Annotated in this window: 15 protein-coding genes; 11 read left to right on the top strand and 4 right to left on the bottom strand. The window is 58.9% G+C overall.

Going from position 1 to position 15,589, the window contains the following annotated elements:
- The first annotated feature begins 370 nt into the window (after window positions 1–370).
- The 11 genes from rpoE to pdxJ all read left to right on the top strand — a co-directional run bounded on the left by rpoE (window position 371) and on the right by pdxJ (window position 10,723).
- Complete coding sequence (rpoE, locus tag JOE33_RS19755) at window positions 371–952, top strand: RNA polymerase sigma factor RpoE (protein WP_002554912.1); 582 nt, start codon at window positions 371–373, stop codon at window positions 950–952.
- 33 nt (window positions 953–985) lie between these two features.
- Entirely contained in the window at window positions 986–1,576 is a 591-nt protein-coding gene (locus JOE33_RS19760; RefSeq protein WP_003405339.1) for an anti sigma-E factor RseA C-terminal domain-containing protein, read from the top strand.
- 8 nt (window positions 1,577–1,584) lie between these two features.
- Window positions 1,585–2,544 (top strand): MucB/RseB C-terminal domain-containing protein, encoded by a 960-nt coding sequence (locus JOE33_RS19765; RefSeq protein ID WP_054993451.1) that lies wholly within the window; start codon window positions 1,585–1,587, stop codon window positions 2,542–2,544.
- Between the two features lie 284 nt (window positions 2,545–2,828).
- On the top strand, window positions 2,829–4,274 hold the full coding sequence (locus JOE33_RS19770) for a DegQ family serine endoprotease (protein WP_122530191.1): 1,446 nt from the start codon (window positions 2,829–2,831) through the stop codon (window positions 4,272–4,274).
- 171 nt (window positions 4,275–4,445) lie between these two features.
- Window positions 4,446–6,242 carry a translation elongation factor 4 gene (gene lepA, locus JOE33_RS19775; protein ID WP_003413009.1) on the top strand — a complete coding sequence of 599 codons (1,797 nt, stop codon included), beginning with the start codon at window positions 4,446–4,448 and terminating at the stop codon, window positions 6,240–6,242.
- A 9-nt stretch (window positions 6,243–6,251) separates the two neighbouring features.
- Window positions 6,252–7,106, top strand: a complete 855-nt coding sequence (lepB, locus tag JOE33_RS19780; RefSeq protein WP_096129798.1) for a signal peptidase I — start codon at window positions 6,252–6,254, stop codon at window positions 7,104–7,106.
- 114 nt (window positions 7,107–7,220) lie between these two features.
- Window positions 7,221–7,598 (top strand): DUF4845 domain-containing protein, encoded by a 378-nt coding sequence (locus JOE33_RS19785; RefSeq protein WP_010431582.1) that lies wholly within the window; start codon window positions 7,221–7,223, stop codon window positions 7,596–7,598.
- On the top strand, window positions 7,595–8,284 hold the full coding sequence (rnc, locus tag JOE33_RS19790; protein ID WP_002554906.1) for a ribonuclease III: 690 nt from the start codon (window positions 7,595–7,597) through the stop codon (window positions 8,282–8,284). The genes JOE33_RS19785 and rnc overlap by 4 nt, the downstream gene beginning before the upstream one ends.
- Window positions 8,277–9,179, top strand: a complete 903-nt coding sequence (era, locus tag JOE33_RS19795; RefSeq protein ID WP_003363707.1) for a GTPase Era — start codon at window positions 8,277–8,279, stop codon at window positions 9,177–9,179. The genes rnc and era overlap by 8 nt, the downstream gene beginning before the upstream one ends.
- Before the next feature lie 60 nt (window positions 9,180–9,239).
- On the top strand, window positions 9,240–9,923 hold the full coding sequence (gene recO, locus JOE33_RS19800) for a DNA repair protein RecO (RefSeq protein WP_003413003.1): 684 nt from the start codon (window positions 9,240–9,242) through the stop codon (window positions 9,921–9,923).
- Window positions 9,924–9,982: 59 nt separating this feature from the next.
- Window positions 9,983–10,723: a pyridoxine 5'-phosphate synthase gene (gene pdxJ / locus JOE33_RS19805; protein ID WP_010431588.1), complete on the top strand. Its 741-nt coding sequence runs from the start codon at window positions 9,983–9,985 to the stop codon at window positions 10,721–10,723.
- 8 nt (window positions 10,724–10,731) lie between these two features.
- Here pdxJ and cmoB read toward each other — a convergent pair whose 3' ends face one another.
- The 4 genes from cmoB to lon all read right to left on the bottom strand — a co-directional run bounded on the left by cmoB (window position 10,732) and on the right by lon (window position 15,539).
- Entirely contained in the window at window positions 10,732–11,691 is a 960-nt protein-coding gene (cmoB, locus tag JOE33_RS19810) for a tRNA 5-methoxyuridine(34)/uridine 5-oxyacetic acid(34) synthase CmoB (RefSeq protein ID WP_010431591.1), read from the bottom strand.
- Entirely contained in the window at window positions 11,688–12,431 is a 744-nt protein-coding gene (cmoA, locus tag JOE33_RS19815; protein ID WP_010431594.1) for a carboxy-S-adenosyl-L-methionine synthase CmoA, read from the bottom strand. The genes cmoB and cmoA overlap by 4 nt, the downstream gene beginning before the upstream one ends.
- A 100-nt stretch (window positions 12,432–12,531) precedes the next feature.
- Complete coding sequence (locus JOE33_RS19820; protein WP_187625195.1) at window positions 12,532–12,924, bottom strand: protease inhibitor I42 family protein; 393 nt, start codon at window positions 12,922–12,924, stop codon at window positions 12,532–12,534.
- Between the two features lie 197 nt (window positions 12,925–13,121).
- A complete protein-coding gene (gene lon, locus JOE33_RS19825) occupies window positions 13,122–15,539 on the bottom strand; it encodes an endopeptidase La (RefSeq protein WP_032614850.1) in 2,418 nt (805 codons plus the stop codon).
- Window positions 15,540–15,589: the final 50 nt, after the last annotated feature.

A 15,589-nucleotide genomic window follows, 5' to 3' on the forward strand; every position in this document is an offset into this window, starting at 1 on the left:
TGTTTTCCTTTTGTTCGGTTGCTGGAAATGCTCCAGTGCGCTGATTCAATGGAACTTTATGCAGTTTGAGGCTCACGCCGGCGATTGTGTCAATGGAACTTTTTGTAAAGAACCATGCTCAATAGCAGGTTGCCTACACAGGAACAGCGTCTATTTCGCAGGGTTAGATAAGTGATCATCAACTGCGAAACTGGCGACAAGACTATTCGCGCAGCCGACCGTGTCGAGCTGCGTTTTTCGTGCACGCTTTATGATGGCTTGCAGGAAACTTGCTTGAAGGGGGAGAACTTTTGCGAAAAGCCCGAGTCTATGTTTGCAAGCCTGAACACTATCAGTTTCAACACTCCTTCATGCTCAACGAGGAGTGTTCATGCTAACCCAGGAAGAGGATCAGCAGCTTGTCGAGCGCGTACAGCGTGGCGATACGCGAGCATTTGATCTGTTGGTGCTGAAGTATCAGCACAAAATTCTAGGATTGATCGTGCGATTCGTGCACGACACCCATGAGGCTCAAGACGTTGCACAGGAAGCCTTTATCAAGGCGTACCGTGCGCTCGGAAATTTTCGCGGTGACAGTGCTTTCTACACCTGGCTGTACCGCATCGCCATTAACACGGCGAAGAACTATCTGGTTTCGCGAGGTCGGCGACCACCGGATAGCGATGTAAGGTCTGAAGACGCGGAGTTCTACGACGGCGATCACGGCCTCAAGGACATCGAGTCGCCGGAACGTGCATTGTTGAGGGATGAGATCGAGGGCACCGTCCATCGGACCATCCAGCTTCTCCCGGAAGATTTACGTACGGCACTAACTTTACGTGAATTCGATGGTCTGAGTTATGAAGACATTGCGAGCGTCATGCAGTGTCCTGTTGGTACCGTGCGCTCTCGGATCTTCCGCGCTCGGGAAGCCATCGATAAAGCCCTGCAGCCGTTGTTGCAGGAATCCTGAGACAGCGGCGATAGCCCAAGAGAGGAACCCGCCATGAGTCGTGAAGCCCTGCAGGAATCGCTGTCCGCGGTACTTGATAATGAAGCGGACGAACTGGAATTACGTCGGGTATTGAATGCCATTGACGATGCCGATACTCGCGCCACCTGGTCGCGCTACCAAGTTGCTCGTGCAGCCATGCACAAAGAGTTGCTGGTCCCTCATCTGGATATTTCGGCTGCTGTATCTGCCGCGATCGCCGATGAAGTCAGCCCGCTCAAGGCAGCTCGCGGTCCTTGGCGTACGCTGGGTCGCCTGGCCGTTGCAGCGTCGGTTACCGTCGCCGTTCTGGCCGGTGTCCGCCTGTACAACCAGGACGACATTGCCGGTGCACAGCTGGCACAGCAGACCCAACAGCCTGCCAACCTGACTGTTCCGCAAGTGAAAGGCCCGGCCGTACTGGCTGGCTACACTGAAAGCGCCGAGCAAGCGCCTGGTCCTATGGCCAATGGTGTATTGCAGGGCGGTGGTCAAGGTGACCAGCGTCTGCCGGGCTATCTGCGCCAGCACGCTCAGGAAGCTGCGTTGAAAGGTACTGAAAGCGCGCTGCCATACGCACGTGCTGCGAGTCTGGAAAACCGTTAAGGAGGATCATGCGAGCCGTCCCTCTACTGCCATTACTGCTTGGTGGATGGCTTGCCCTCCCGGTACAGGCTGATGATGCGCAAGACGCTATCAATCGTCTTGCCAAGGTTGATCAGCAGCAAAGCTATCAAGGTACGTTTGTATACGAGCGCAACGGTAGTTTTTCTACCCATCGAATCTGGCACCGCATAGCGGACGGCCATATTCAGGAGCGCTTGCTGCAGCTTGACGGCTCTGCCCAGGAAGTACTGCGTGTTGACGGGCTCACTCACTGCGTCAGCGGCACGCTTGAAGCGGGTGTGGCCAATCCGGCCGACTCTTCCGCCCGTGCATTCGATGTCAAAAGACTTTCCGCCTGGTACGACATGAAAATTGCCGGCAAATCCAGAGTGGCCGGTCGTCAGGCAACTATCGTTGCGCTGTCCCCCAAGGACCAGCACCGATACGGCCTCGAACTGCACCTGGATAATGAAACCGGCCTCGTGCTCAAGTCGCTTCTGTTGAGTGAGAAGGGGCAACTGCTCGAGCGTTTTCAGTTTACTGATCTCGATACCGCCAGCGTCCTGTCCGAGCAGATGCTCAAAACCAGTCCCGACTGCAAGCCTGTTTCCGTGGTGAAGACCAAGCCCGAGGCCTCCATAAGCCCGGTTGCCTGGCATTCCGACTGGCTGCCGCCGGGCTTTGACGTCAGCAGCAGTGGCGTGCGCAAGGACTCTTCTACGCAGTCGCCTGTGACACATCTCATGTACAGCGACGGTCTGGCGCGTTTTTCGGTGTTCATCGAAGCGGTGAAAGGCGGGGCTTCTTCGGATATTCGCACCCAGCTAGGCCCGACAGTGGCCGTTTCGCGCCGTCTGACAACGCCGCAGGGCGACATGATGGTGACGGTCGTCGGAGAAGTCCCGATGGGTACTGCGGAGCGCATAGCATTGTCGATGCGTAACGACGAACCTTCAGCCAATAAATAAACATTTGGAGTCACGGCTCTCAGGATGTAAAAATTTTCATCCTGGGTTACAGAAGCCGCCAGGCCGCACTCGACCTGGCTTGAGCAAAGGCGCTGAAATGTTTGGTGAGGTTTGCAGATTGCAAAAGCTCTGTTTTTTTTCTATAGGTCACAGCCTCGCAGCTCTGGCCTTTTGTCGTTTCCAGAGGCCATGTCGCTGATCCAGAGATGAGCATCGCTGCTTGAGGTCTTTGAATCGGTTGCTTCGGACTGCTTAATTTTTTCCTCGTTACGAACGGGAGCCATATGTCGATACCACGCATGAAATCCTACTTTTCATTGATTGCCGCTGTGCTGATGCTCGGTCAGGTTGTTACGGCTCATGCCGAAAACCTGCCGGACTTCACCGGGCTGGTCGAGCAGGCATCGCCCGCAGTGGTGAATATCAGTACGCGCCAGAAGTTGCCGGACCGTGCCGTCGCCAATCAGCAGATGCCTGATCTGGAAGGTCTGCCGCCGATGCTTCGCGAGTTTCTTGAGCGCAGCATGCCGCCAGGTTCGCGTCCGCCAGGCTCGGGTGCAGGCAAGGGTGATCGCCAGCGCGAGGCTCAGTCCCTCGGCTCGGGCTTCATCATCTCCCCTGACGGCTACGTTCTGACCAACAATCATGTGATCGATGGTGCTGACGAGATTCTCGTACGCTTGTCCGATCGCAGCGAGTTGAAGGCCAAGCTGGTCGGTACCGATCCGCGTACCGACGTTGCTGTCCTGAAAATCGACGGCAAGGATCTGCCGACCGCCAAGCTGGGCAATTCCAATACGCTCAAGGTTGGCGAATGGGTTCTGGCGATCGGCTCGCCGTTCGGCTTCGATCACTCCGTGACCAAGGGTATCGTCAGTGCCAAAGGGCGCAGTCTGCCTAACGACACCTATGTGCCGTTCATTCAGACCGATGTGGCCATCAACCCGGGTAACTCGGGTGGCCCGCTGTTCAACATGGCCGGCGAGGTCGTCGGGATCAACTCGCAGATCTTCACTCGCTCCGGTGGCTTCATGGGCCTGTCGTTCGCGATTCCGATTGACGTCGCCATGGATGTAGCCAACCAGCTCAAGGCCAATGGCAAAGTCAGCCGCGGCTGGCTGGGTGTGGTCATCCAGGAAGTGAACAAGGACCTGGCCGAGTCGTTTGGCCTGGACAAGCCTGCCGGCGCGCTGGTTGCGCAAGTGCTTGAAGACGGCCCGGCTGCCAAGGGCGGCGTGCAGGTGGGTGACGTGATTCTGAGCGCCAACGGCCAGCCAATCGTCATGTCGGCTGACCTGCCGCACCTGATCGGCAACCTCAAGGACGGCAGCAAGGCCGAACTTGAAGTGATTCGTGACGGCAAGCGTCAGAAGCTCACGGTCACCGTCGGCGCACTGCCTGATGAAGGTCAGGAAATGGGCGATGTTGGCGGTACGGGTGCCGAGCGCAGCAGTAATCGCTTGGGCGTATCGGTGATCGAGTTGACCGCCGAGCAGAAGAAGTCCCTGGACCTCAAAGGTGGCGTTGCCATCAAGGACGTCACAGGCGGCCCGGCTTCGCTGATCGGTCTGCAGGCGGGTGACGTCATCACCCACCTGAACAATCAGGCGATCACGTCCAGCAAGCAGTTCACCGAGGTGGCGAAAAGCCTGCCCAAGGATCGCTCTGTCTCGATGCGCGTTCTGCGTCAGGGCCGTGCGACCTTCATCACCTTCAAGCTGTCCGAGTAACCGGTCGGTTTAAGCGGAAAGGGTGGCCATGGCCACCCTTTTTTGTGCCCGTTTGTTTACCGTGCGCCGATCCGGGTGCCTGTAAGCGTGACGCCTCTTGCTTAGTTCAGGTACAATTCCCGGCTATTTTTCGGCGGGCAATCTGCCTGCAACCTTTTTGAGTGTTGATCCGTGAGTGATTTGAGTCATATCCGCAATTTCTCCATCATCGCCCACATTGACCATGGCAAGTCGACGCTGGCCGACCGCTTCATTCAAATGTGCGGCGGCCTGACCGAGCGCGAAATGGAAGCGCAGGTGCTCGACTCCATGGATCTTGAGCGCGAGCGCGGGATCACCATCAAGGCCCATAGCGTCACCCTGTATTACAAGGCCAAAGACGGTATCACCTACCAGCTGAACTTCATTGATACCCCGGGGCACGTCGACTTCACCTACGAAGTCAGCCGCTCTCTGGCCGCGTGCGAAGGCGCGTTGCTGGTGGTCGATGCAGGGCAGGGCGTCGAGGCGCAATCGGTCGCCAACTGCTACACCGCCATCGAGCAGGGCCTTGAGGTCATGCCGGTACTGAACAAGATGGACTTGCCGCAGGCCGATCCGGACCGCGTCAAGGAAGAGATCGAGAAGATCATCGGCATCGACGCCACCGATGCCGTTGCGTGCAGCGCCAAGAGCGGCATGGGCGTGGACGAGGTCCTCGAGCGTCTGGTCGCAACCATTCCGGCACCGACCGGCAATATCGAAGATCCGCTGCAGGCGTTGATCATCGACTCCTGGTTCGACAACTACCTGGGCGTCGTGTCCCTGGTACGTGTTCGCCACGGCCGCGTTAAAAAGGGCGACAAGATTCTCGTCAAGTCGACCGGCAAGCTGCATCTGGTCGACAGCGTGGGCGTGTTCAACCCCAAGCACTCGGCGACCGTCGATCTGAAAGCGGGCGAAGTAGGCTTCATCATTGCCGGCATCAAGGACATTCACGGTGCGCCGGTCGGTGACACTCTGACCCTGAGCACCACGCCAGACGTGGACGTGCTGCCCGGCTTCAAGCGTATTCAGCCGCAAGTCTATGCAGGTCTGTTCCCGGTCAGTTCGGACGACTTCGAAGACTTCCGTGAAGCGCTGCAAAAGCTGACCCTGAACGACTCTTCACTGCAATACCTGCCCGAGAGTTCCGACGCGCTGGGCTTCGGCTTCCGCTGTGGCTTCCTCGGCATGCTGCACATGGAGATCATCCAGGAGCGCCTTGAGCGTGAGTACAATCTCGACCTGATCACCACCGCACCAACCGTAATCTTCGAGCTGTTGCTCAAGACCGGCGAAACGATTTACGTCGATAACCCTTCCAAGCTGCCTGACCTGTCGGCCATCGAAGACATGCGCGAGCCCATCGTTCGCGCAAATATTCTTGTGCCGCAGGAGCACCTGGGCAACGTCATTACGTTGTGCATCGAAAAACGTGGCGTACAGCACGACATGCTGTTCCTCGGCACGCAGGTTCAGGTGAGCTACGATTTGCCGATGAACGAAGTGGTTCTGGACTTCTTCGATCGTCTCAAGTCTGTCAGCCGCGGTTATGCTTCGCTGGATTATCATTTTGATCGCTACCAGTCGGCCAACCTGGTCAAGCTCGACGTTCTGATCAACGCCGAGAAGGTCGACGCCCTGGCCCTGATCGTTCACCGCGACAACGCACACTACAAAGGGCGTGCGTTGACCGAGAAGATGAAAGAGCTGATCCCTCGACAGATGTTCGACGTGGCAATTCAGGCGGCTATTGGCGGTCAGATTGTGGCCCGGACAACCGTCAAGGCGCTTAGAAAGAACGTATTGGCCAAATGCTACGGCGGTGACGTCAGCCGCAAGCGTAAATTGCTGGAGAAGCAAAAGGCCGGTAAGAAACGCATGAAGCAGGTCGGCAACGTGGAAATTCCACAGGAAGCCTTCCTTGCAGTGCTCAGGTTGGAATAGTCAGGTCCTATGTCACTAAATTTCCCGCTGTTGTTGGTCATCGCTGTCTTCGTCTGTGGCGTGCTTGCACTGATTGATCTGGTCATCCTGGCGCCTCGTCGCCGGGCTGCCATTTCCAACTATCAGGGCAGCGTGGGCGAACCTGACATTGCTGTCGTGGAGCGCTTGAACAAGGAGCCTTTGCTGGTCGAGTACGGCAAATCGTTCTTCCCGGTGTTGTTTATCGTGCTGGTGCTTCGTTCGTTTCTGGTCGAGCCGTTCCAGATTCCTTCGGGCTCCATGAAGCCGACACTGGATGTGGGGGATTTCATTCTGGTCAACAAGTTCGCGTATGGCATTCGCCTGCCGGTACTGGACCAGAAAGTGATTCAGATCGGTGATCCGCAGCGTGGCGATGTGATGGTGTTCCGCTATCCGAGCGACCCGAGCGTCAATTACATCAAGCGTGTCGTCGGTCTGCCGGGTGATCGTATTCGCTACACCAGCGACAAGCGCTTGTTCGTCAATGGTGAGCTGGTGGCCAAGAAGCTGATCGGCACCGAGCCCGGTACACTGGGCAGCGCGGAGCTCTATGAAGAGCAACTGGGCGAAGTCGAACATCAGATCCGTCAGGAAATGAGCCGTTACCGCGCGCCGCCTGACAGTGAGTGGACAGTGCCTGCCGCGCACTACTTCATGATGGGCGACAACCGTGACAACTCCAACGACAGCCGTTACTGGGATGATCCCAACATTCCCAAGGACGAACTGGGCATGGTCCCGGACAAGAACATCGTAGGCAAGGCGTTCGCGGTGTGGATGAGCTGGCCCGAGCCGAAACTGAGCCACTTCCCCAATTTTGCGCGCGTAGGGCTGATCAAGTAATCGATGCGGCGCTGCCTGAGCAGCGCCGTATGTCATTCGGGCTGACTGGAAACGCCTCTGAAGCATGAGTCGACCCGGTCAGGAGGCGTTGTACTCTTGAGGTCGAAGTCGAACATGACGTTCTCTACTTCTCAAAAAGGCTTTTCTCTCGTGGGCTGGCTGTTGGTGCTGGCGCTGGTCGCGTTTGCGACGAGCACGGCCTTCAAGCTGGTCCCGCACTACCTCGACTACATGACGATGAAGAAAATCATCGAAGCGGTCGACACCAACAAGACCCTGGACATCACCACGGTCGACGATTTTTACGGTTATGTCGGTAAGAACATGCAGGTCAACAGCATTCGGGATATAGATTTGAACAAGGCGTTGAAAGTGACGGTGGAGAACAATGCGTTCCAGGCTCATTTGAACTATGAGCAGCGTGAACCGTGGTTCCAGAACATCGATCTGGTGTTGAAGTTCGACAAGCAATTCAGCGTGGGTAAACCGTGAGCGTATCCTTGAGCCGCCTTGAGCGTCAGCTCGGCTACACCTTCAAGGATCAGGAGCTGATGGTCCTGGCCCTGACCCATCGCAGTTTTGCCGGTCGCAACAATGAGCGTCTGGAGTTTCTCGGTGATGCCATTCTCAACTTCGTGGCCGGCGAGGCGCTGTTCGAGCGTTTCCCCCAGGCTCGTGAAGGCCAGTTGTCCCGCTTGCGGGCGCGGCTGGTGAAGGGCGAAACCCTGGCGTTGCTGGCCCGTGGTTTCGATCTGGGCGAGTACCTGCGCCTTGGCTCGGGCGAGTTGAAAAGCGGTGGTTTCCGGCGTGAGTCGATTCTCGCCGACGCGCTTGAGGCACTGATCGGGGCGATCTACCTGGATGCAGGCATGGAGGCGGCGCGCGAGCGTGTCCTGGCCTGGCTGACAACCGAGTTTGACAGCCTGACGCTGGTGGACACCAACAAGGACCCCAAGACCCGACTGCAGGAATTCCTCCAGTCGCGGGCCTGCGAACTGCCGCGTTACGAGGTGGTGGATATCCAGGGCGAACCGCATTGCCGGACGTTTTTCGTCGAATGCGAGATCAACCTATTGAATGAAAAAAGCCGAGGACAGGGTGTCAGCCGCCGGATTGCCGAACAGGTAGCCGCCGCAGCAGCACTCATCGCCCTGGGCGTGGAGAACGGTCATGAATGATACAACCGCAACACGCTGTGGCTATGTTGCCATTGTCGGCCGTCCCAACGTAGGCAAGTCCACGCTGCTCAACCACATTCTCGGTCAGAAGCTCGCGATCACTTCGCGCAAGCCGCAGACCACGCGCCACAACATGCTGGGCATCAAGACCGAGGGCGCCGTGCAGGCCATCTATGTCGATACCCCCGGCATGCACAAGAATGGCGAGAAAGCGCTCAACCGTTACATGAACAAGACTGCTTCGGCGGCGCTGAAGGACGTCGACGTTGTCATTTTCGTCGTCGATCGCACCCGCTGGACAGACGAAGACCAGATGGTTCTGGAGCGCGTTCAGTATGTCCAGGGTCCGGTCATCCTGGCGATCAACAAGACCGATCGCATCGAGGACAAGAGCGACCTGATGCCGCATCTGGAGTGGCTGCAGGGCCAGCTGCCGAATGCGTCCATCGTGCCGATCTCCGCGCAGCATGGTCACAACCTCGAAGCGCTGGAAAGCCTGATTGCCTCGCACCTGCCCGAGAATGACCATTTCTTCCCGGAAGACCAGATCACCGATCGCAGCAGCCGCTTTCTGGCTGCCGAACTGGTGCGCGAGAAGATCATGCGCCAGTTGGGTGCCGAGCTTCCGTACCAGATCACCGTCGAGATCGAAGAATTCAAACAGCAGGGCCGCACCCTGCATATCCACGCGCTGATTCTCGTCGAGCGCGACGGGCAGAAGAAGATCATCATTGGCGACAAGGGCGATCGCATCAAGCGCATCGGCAGCGATGCGCGTCGTGATATGGAATTGCTCTTCGATTCCAAGGTGATGCTCAACCTGTGGGTCAAGGTCAAAGGTGGCTGGTCCGATGACGAGCGCGCACTGCGTTCCCTTGGCTACGGCGACCTCTAAGCTGTCCTTTCGCCTGACCTTCCCATGGTCGGGCGAACACTTCCCTTTCGAGCCAGCCTGATGAGCACGCCTACCGGCCAACCTGCTTATGTGCTCCACAGTCGTGCGTATCGCGAAAACAGCGCGCTGGTCGACTTCCTCACGCCTCAGGGCCGTCTGCGTGCCGTGCTGCGCAGTGCCAAGGGCAAGGCGGGTTCGCTGGCACGCCCGTTCGTGCCCCTCGAGGTCGAGTTTCGAGGGCGGGGCGAGCTGAAGAACGTCGGTCGCATGGAAAGCGCAGGCGTCGCTACCTGGATGACCGGCGAGGCGCTGTTCAGCGGCATGTACCTCAACGAACTGCTGATTCGCCTGTTGCCTGCCGAAGACCCTCATCCTGCCGTGTTCGAACATTACGCTGCCACGTTGCTGGCCCTTTCTCTGGGGCGTCCGCTGGAGCCGTTGCTGCGTTCGTTCGAATGGCGGTTGCTGGATGACCTGGGCTATGGCTTCGCGATGGACGCCGACATCAACGGCGAACCGCTGGCCATTGATGGCATGTATCGCCTGCAGGTCGATGCCGGGCTCGAGCGTGTGTACCTGCTTCAGCCCGGTCTGTTTCAGGGCGCGGAATTGCTGGCCATGTCCGAAGCAGACTGGAGCGTGCCCGGCGCGCTGTCCGCTGCCAAGCGTCTGATGCGTCAGGCGCTGGCGGTTCACCTGGGCGGTCGCCCGTTAGTCAGTCGTGAACTGTTTCGCAAGCCTTGATCAGGCTTTATGCTCTACAGCCTGCTTCGATCAGCTCGCCCATTTTTCTGGAGACCCTCGTGACCCAAAGCACTCGTATCCTTCTCGGCGTGAACATCGACCACGTAGCCACCTTGCGCCAGGCCCGTGGCACGCGCTACCCGGACCCGGTCAAGGCTGCCCTGGATGCCGAAGAGGCAGGCGCCGACGGCATCACCGTTCACCTGCGTGAAGACCGCCGCCACATTCAGGAGCGCGACGTCCTGCTGCTCAAGGACGTCTTGCAGACGCGCATGAATTTCGAGATGGGCGTGACCGAAGAAATGCTCGCCTTTGCCGAACGCATTCGTCCTGCGCATATCTGTCTGGTGCCTGAAACACGGCAGGAACTGACCACCGAAGGCGGTCTGGATGTGGCCGGGCAGGAAGCGCGGATCAAGGCGGCGGTCGAGCGACTGGCGAAGATTGGCTGCGAGGTCTCGCTGTTCATCGATGCCGACGAGCGTCAGATCGCCGCTTCAAAGCGCGTCGGTGCGCCGGCCATCGAACTTCATACCGGGCGCTATGCCGACGCTCACACCCCGACTGAAGTCGCTGAAGAGCTGCAGCGGGTTGCCGACGGCGTAGCGTTTGGTCTCGCTCAAGGGCTGATCGTCAATGCCGGTCACGGCCTGCATTATCACAACGTTGAAGCGGTCGCAGCGATCAAGGGCATCAACGAACTGAACATCGGCCACGCGCTGGTGGCTCATGCTCTGTTCGTCGGCTTCAAGGCGGCAGTGGCCGAGATGAAGGCGTTGATCGTGGCGGCAGCCAGATAACTCATCCCTCAGGGCTTGCGCCCCACGATCACCGCACGCATGGGCGCTGGCAGTCCTTCGACAGTCTTGCTGTGATCGCTGGGGTCCAGATAGTCGCTCAGGGACTGGAAGCGCATCCACTCGGTGCTGCGTTGCTCGTCGACCGTCGTGTGGCTGACGTCGACGCAACGCACATCGGTGAAACCGGCACGGCGCATCCATAGCTCCAGAGCAGGCACTGAAGGCAGGAACCAGACGTTGCGCATCTGCGCATAACGATCCTCCGGAACCAGCACCTGATGGACATCGCCCGGCACTACCAGGGTTTCCATCACCAGCTCGCCGCCTTTTACCAGGCAGTCTTTCAGGGCCAGCAGGTGGTCGATGGGGGATTTGCGGTGGTACAGCACGCCCATCGAGAACACCGTGTCGAAGCCTTCAAGATTGGCGGGCAAGTCTTCCAGCGCGAACGGCAAGTGCCAGGCGGGCAGATCAGGCAGATAGCGCTGCATGGCCTGAAACTGACAGAAGAACAGCCAGTTGGGGTCGACCCCGATCACGCTGTCGGCCCCGGCGCCAAGCATGCGCCATTGGTAATAACCGTTACCGCAGCCGACATCCAGAACGCGTTTGCCCTTCAGGTCCAGGTGTGGCGAAACCCGCGACCACTTCCAGTCCGAGCGCCATTCGGTGTCGATGTGCACGCCGAACACATTGAACGGCCCCTTGCGCCACGGTGACAGGCCCAGTAAGGCCTTGCGCAGGACGGTGCGGGTCTCGCCGTTGCACTCGGCTTCCAGGGTGAAGCTGTCGATCAGATCGATTCGCTCGGGCTGCAGGTCGGGCAAGGCATCCAGCGCACTTTGCCAGCGCTGCAGGTCACCGTGACCCTTGGCCATCTTGGTGTCGAGCTGGGCCTGCAGGCCATTGGCCCATTCGGCCAGAGGGGTTCCCGCCAGACGACGGACGAGGGGAGCGAGATCAATCATGGCAGGGCAATCAACGAGGTGAAGTTAAGGCATTGAAACCAGGGCACTACCTTGGAAAAACCTGCAGCAAGCAGGCGTTGGCGGTGTTCTTCGAGGCTGTCGGGTTTCATGACGTTTTCGATGGCGCTGCGCTTCTGGGCGATTTCCAGGTCGCTGTAGCCGTTGGCGCGTTTGAAGGCGATGTGCAGGTCTGTCAGCAGAGCCTGTTCCTGCTGGTCATCGAAGCGCAGTTTTTCCGAGAGGATCAGCGCGCCGCCGGGCACCAGTGCGTCACGAATGCGACCGAGCAATGCCAGACGCTGTTCGGGGGCGATGAATTGCAGGGTGAAGTTCAGCGCCACTACCGAGGCGGGTTTGAATTCCAGTGCGAGGATATCGCCTTCGAGTACTTGCACCGGCAACAACTCCTGAAACATGGAGTCCTGAGCGTTGAGGTATTCACGGCAACGTTCGACCATGGCACTGGAGTTGTCTATCGCGATGACCTCACACCCCTCGCCACGCACATGGCGACGCAGGGCCTGAGTGACAGCGCCCAGAGAACTGCCCAGGTCATAGAGCACAGTGTTTGGCTGCGCAAATTGCGCAGCCAGCACACCCAGGTTTTCGACAATCGTCGGATAACCGGGCACCGAGCGTTTGATCATGTCCGGGAATACCCGCACCACGTCTTCGTTGAAGGCGAAGTCAGGCACCTGGGGCAGCGGCTGGGCGAAAATGCGGTCGGTTTCTTTGCTCACGGCGGTTCCGGCGAAGGCTTTGAAAAGCGGGCATTCTAGCCAAGTTGCTGCCGGGATGCATGGTGCAGTACGTCATGTCGGACAAGCCGCGTGCAACGCCTCACTTCACGCTGATGGCGCACTCGAAGGTCTGCTCCGGGGCGACTTCGGGTGCCCAGGGTTGCTGATAGACCATCATCAGCCGTCCGGTCCCGGCATCGGTGGCCTTGAAGCGCCAGACCGATTGCCCGCCATTGCCGACCATCTCCTGGCTCTCGGCGTTGGCATACACCTCAGGGCCCAGGCTGCGCAGGATATTCTGGGCCGGGTTCTGGGTCAGCCAGCGAAAGCCGGTGGTCGGGTTGCTGGGCAGCGTCAGAATCAGCGTCTGTCCGGGCGTGAGTGTCAGCGGGCAGTCGCTTTGCGTGTCGATGGACACAATGTTTTTCGGCGTCTGGGCGCACGCCGTCAGCAGCGCAAGGCTCAGCGGGGCAATTAAACGGGCAGGGGTCATGGCAAGTTCCGGTATTGCGAGACGAGGCGCAAGGATAACTGATCGGAGTTTTGTGGGGGAGTACGACAGGTGTCGCGCTCTGGATCGGACGCAGGGCGTCCAGAACTGCATTCCCACGCTGGAGCGTGCGGAACGAGAGGCGCCCGATAGAACACCTCTCGTGCCAATTCAGCGTGGGGCCTGCCTATTATCAAGCTCTAGAACAACACCTTCACCACATCCGCAAAGCGTTTGGCGAAGTGCACCGTAATGCCTTCCTTGAGATAGTCCGGCAGTTCTTCGAAGTTGCCACGGTTAGGCTCGGGCAGGATCAGTTCGTGGATCTTCTGGCGGCGTGCGGCGATGACTTTTTCGCGTACGCCGCCGATGGGCAGTACGTGCCCGGTCAGGGTCAGTTCGCCGGTCATGGCGACACCTTTTTTCGGCGGCTGGTTGCGGGCCAGGGACAGCAGGGCGCTGGCCATGGTCACGCCCGCACTCGGGCCGTCTTTCGGGGTGGCACCTTCGGGGACGTGTACGTGCACGAACGCCTCATCGAAGAACTTCGCGTCGCCACCAAACTTCGACAGATTGGCGCTGACGTAGCTGTAGGCAATTTCGGCCGACTCCTTCATCACATCGCCCAATTGCCCGGTCAGCTTGAAGCCGCGGTTGAGCGTATGAATGCGCGTCGCCTCGATCGGCAGGGTAGCGCCGCCCATGCTGGTCCAGGCAAGACCGGTGATCACGCCGGTGCCGGACAGCACCTGCTCGCTGCGGAACACCGGCATGCCCAACGACGCTTCGAGGTCTTTCGGCCCGATCTTGATCACCGAATCGGGCTCGTCCAGCAGTTTGACCACCGCCTTGCGCACCAGCTTGCCAAGTTGCTTCTCCAAGTGCCGCACACCGGCTTCGCGAGCGTAGCCTTCGATGACGGCGCGCAGAGCGCTGTCGCTGATGCTCAGTTTGTTTTTCGCAACGCCGGCTTTCGCCAGTTGCTTGGGCCACAAGTGGCGTTTGGCAATCGCCAGTTTTTCTTCAGTGATATAGCCGGACAGGCGAATCACTTCCATCCGGTCGAGCAGCGGACCGGGTATCGAGTCCAGGGTATTGGCGGTGCAGACGAACAGCACTTTCGACAGGTCCAGACGCAGGTCCAGATAATGGTCGAGGAATTCGACGTTCTGTTCCGGGTCCAGGGTTTCCAGCAGTGCAGATGCCGGGTCGCCCTGATAGCTCTGGCCCATCTTGTCGATTTCATCGAGCATGATGACCGGGTTCATGACTTCAACGTCTTTCAACGCCTGTACCAGCTTGCCCGGTTGCGCACCGATGTAGGTACGGCGGTGGCCCTTGATTTCGGCCTCGTCGCGCATGCCGCCCACGCTCAGGCGATAGAATGGCCGCCCCAGCGACTCGGCAATCGAGCGCCCGACACTGGTCTTGCCCACGCCTGGAGGGCCGACCAGCAGCACGATCGAACCGCTGATTTCACCTTTGTAGGCACCCACCGCAAGGAATTCCAGAATCCGCGCCTTGATGTCGTCGAGCCCGGCATGGTGCTGATCGAGTACCTTGCGCGCGTGCTTGAGGTCCAGCTTGTCGGCGCCATAGATGCCCCATGGCAGCGAGCTGGTCCAGTCCAGGTAATTGCGTGTCACGGCGTATTCGGGCGAGCCGGTTTCCAGCACCTTGAGCTTGCCGATTTCTTCGTCGAACTTCTTGCGCGCCTGTGGCGGCAGGGTCTTGCCTTCCAGGCGCTGCTCGAACTGTTCGATGTCAGCGCTGCGATCGTCCTTGCTCAGGCCCAGCTCCTGCTGAATGACCTTGAGCTGTTCCTTGAGGAAGAACTGGCGCTGATGCTCGCCGATCTTGCGATTCACCTCGGCAGAGATTTCCTTCTGCAGGCGTGCAACCTCGACTTCCTTGCGTAGCATCGGCAGGACTTTCTCCATGCGCCTGAGCATCGGCACACAGTCGAGTACTTCCTGCAATTCGACACCGGTCGCCGAGGTCAGGGCAGCGGCAAAGTCGGTGAGCGGCGAGGGATCATTGGGGCTGAAACGGTTGAGATAATTCTTCAGCTCTTCGCTGTACAGCGGGTTGAGCGGCAGCAGTTCCTTGATCGCGTTGATCAGGGCCATGCCGTAGGCCTTCACTTCATCGGTCGGCTCATTGGGCTGCTGCGGGTATTCGACTTCTACCAGATACGGCGGGCGGTGATGCTTGAGCCAGGTACGGATGCGCACACGACTCAGGCCCTGCGCGACGAACTGTAAACGACCATTTTCGCGACTGGCGTGGTGAACCTTGACCAGAGTGCCATACTCGGGGAGCGCGTCGGTCTTGAAGTGGCGTGGATCTTCCTGTGGAGTGTCCATGAAAAACAGCGCCAGCGAATGATGCTCGGACTTGCTGACCAGCTCCAGCGTTTCGGCCCACGGCTCCTCATTGACGATGACAGGCAGGACCTGCGCAGGAAAGAAAGGACGGTTGTGGATCGGAATGATGTAAACCTTGTCGGGCAGGTTCTGGCCGGGCAAGGCCAGCGAGGTGCTATTGGAACTCAGAGACACGTCGTGCTCGTCTGCGTCATTGGGCAAGTCTGGCGAGTCTGTCTGCTGGTCGCTCATGGGGCACCTGAGAAGTTGAACATGGTTGTTAGATGGGGCGGCGGCTCTCA

This window comes from Pseudomonas sp. PvP027 (assembly GCF_017833005.1).
GTDB classification, from domain to species: domain Bacteria; phylum Pseudomonadota; class Gammaproteobacteria; order Pseudomonadales; family Pseudomonadaceae; genus Aquipseudomonas; species Aquipseudomonas congelans.

What these genes read in the sequence shown, in the direction of transcription:
- rpoE (WP_002554912.1), top strand. Translation starts at nt 371, where the DNA reads ATGCTAACCCAGGAAGAGGATCAGCAGCTTGTCGAGCGCGTACAGCGT.
- JOE33_RS19770 (WP_122530191.1), top strand. Translation starts at nt 2,829, where the DNA reads ATGTCGATACCACGCATGAAATCCTACTTTTCATTGATTGCCGCTGTG.
- JOE33_RS19820 (WP_187625195.1), bottom strand. Translation starts at nt 12,924, where the DNA reads ATGACCCCTGCCCGTTTAATTGCCCCGCTGAGCCTTGCGCTGCTGACG.
- lon (WP_032614850.1), bottom strand. Translation starts at nt 15,539, where the DNA reads ATGAGCGACCAGCAGACAGACTCGCCAGACTTGCCCAATGACGCAGAC.
- era (WP_003363707.1), top strand. Translation starts at nt 8,277, where the DNA reads ATGAATGATACAACCGCAACACGCTGTGGCTATGTTGCCATTGTCGGC.
- cmoB (WP_010431591.1), bottom strand. Translation starts at nt 11,691, where the DNA reads ATGATTGATCTCGCTCCCCTCGTCCGTCGTCTGGCGGGAACCCCTCTG.
- recO (WP_003413003.1), top strand. Translation starts at nt 9,240, where the DNA reads ATGAGCACGCCTACCGGCCAACCTGCTTATGTGCTCCACAGTCGTGCG.
- JOE33_RS19785 (WP_010431582.1), top strand. Translation starts at nt 7,221, where the DNA reads ATGACGTTCTCTACTTCTCAAAAAGGCTTTTCTCTCGTGGGCTGGCTG.
- JOE33_RS19765 (WP_054993451.1), top strand. Translation starts at nt 1,585, where the DNA reads ATGCGAGCCGTCCCTCTACTGCCATTACTGCTTGGTGGATGGCTTGCC.
- lepB (WP_096129798.1), top strand. Translation starts at nt 6,252, where the DNA reads ATGTCACTAAATTTCCCGCTGTTGTTGGTCATCGCTGTCTTCGTCTGT.
- JOE33_RS19760 (WP_003405339.1), top strand. Translation starts at nt 986, where the DNA reads ATGAGTCGTGAAGCCCTGCAGGAATCGCTGTCCGCGGTACTTGATAAT.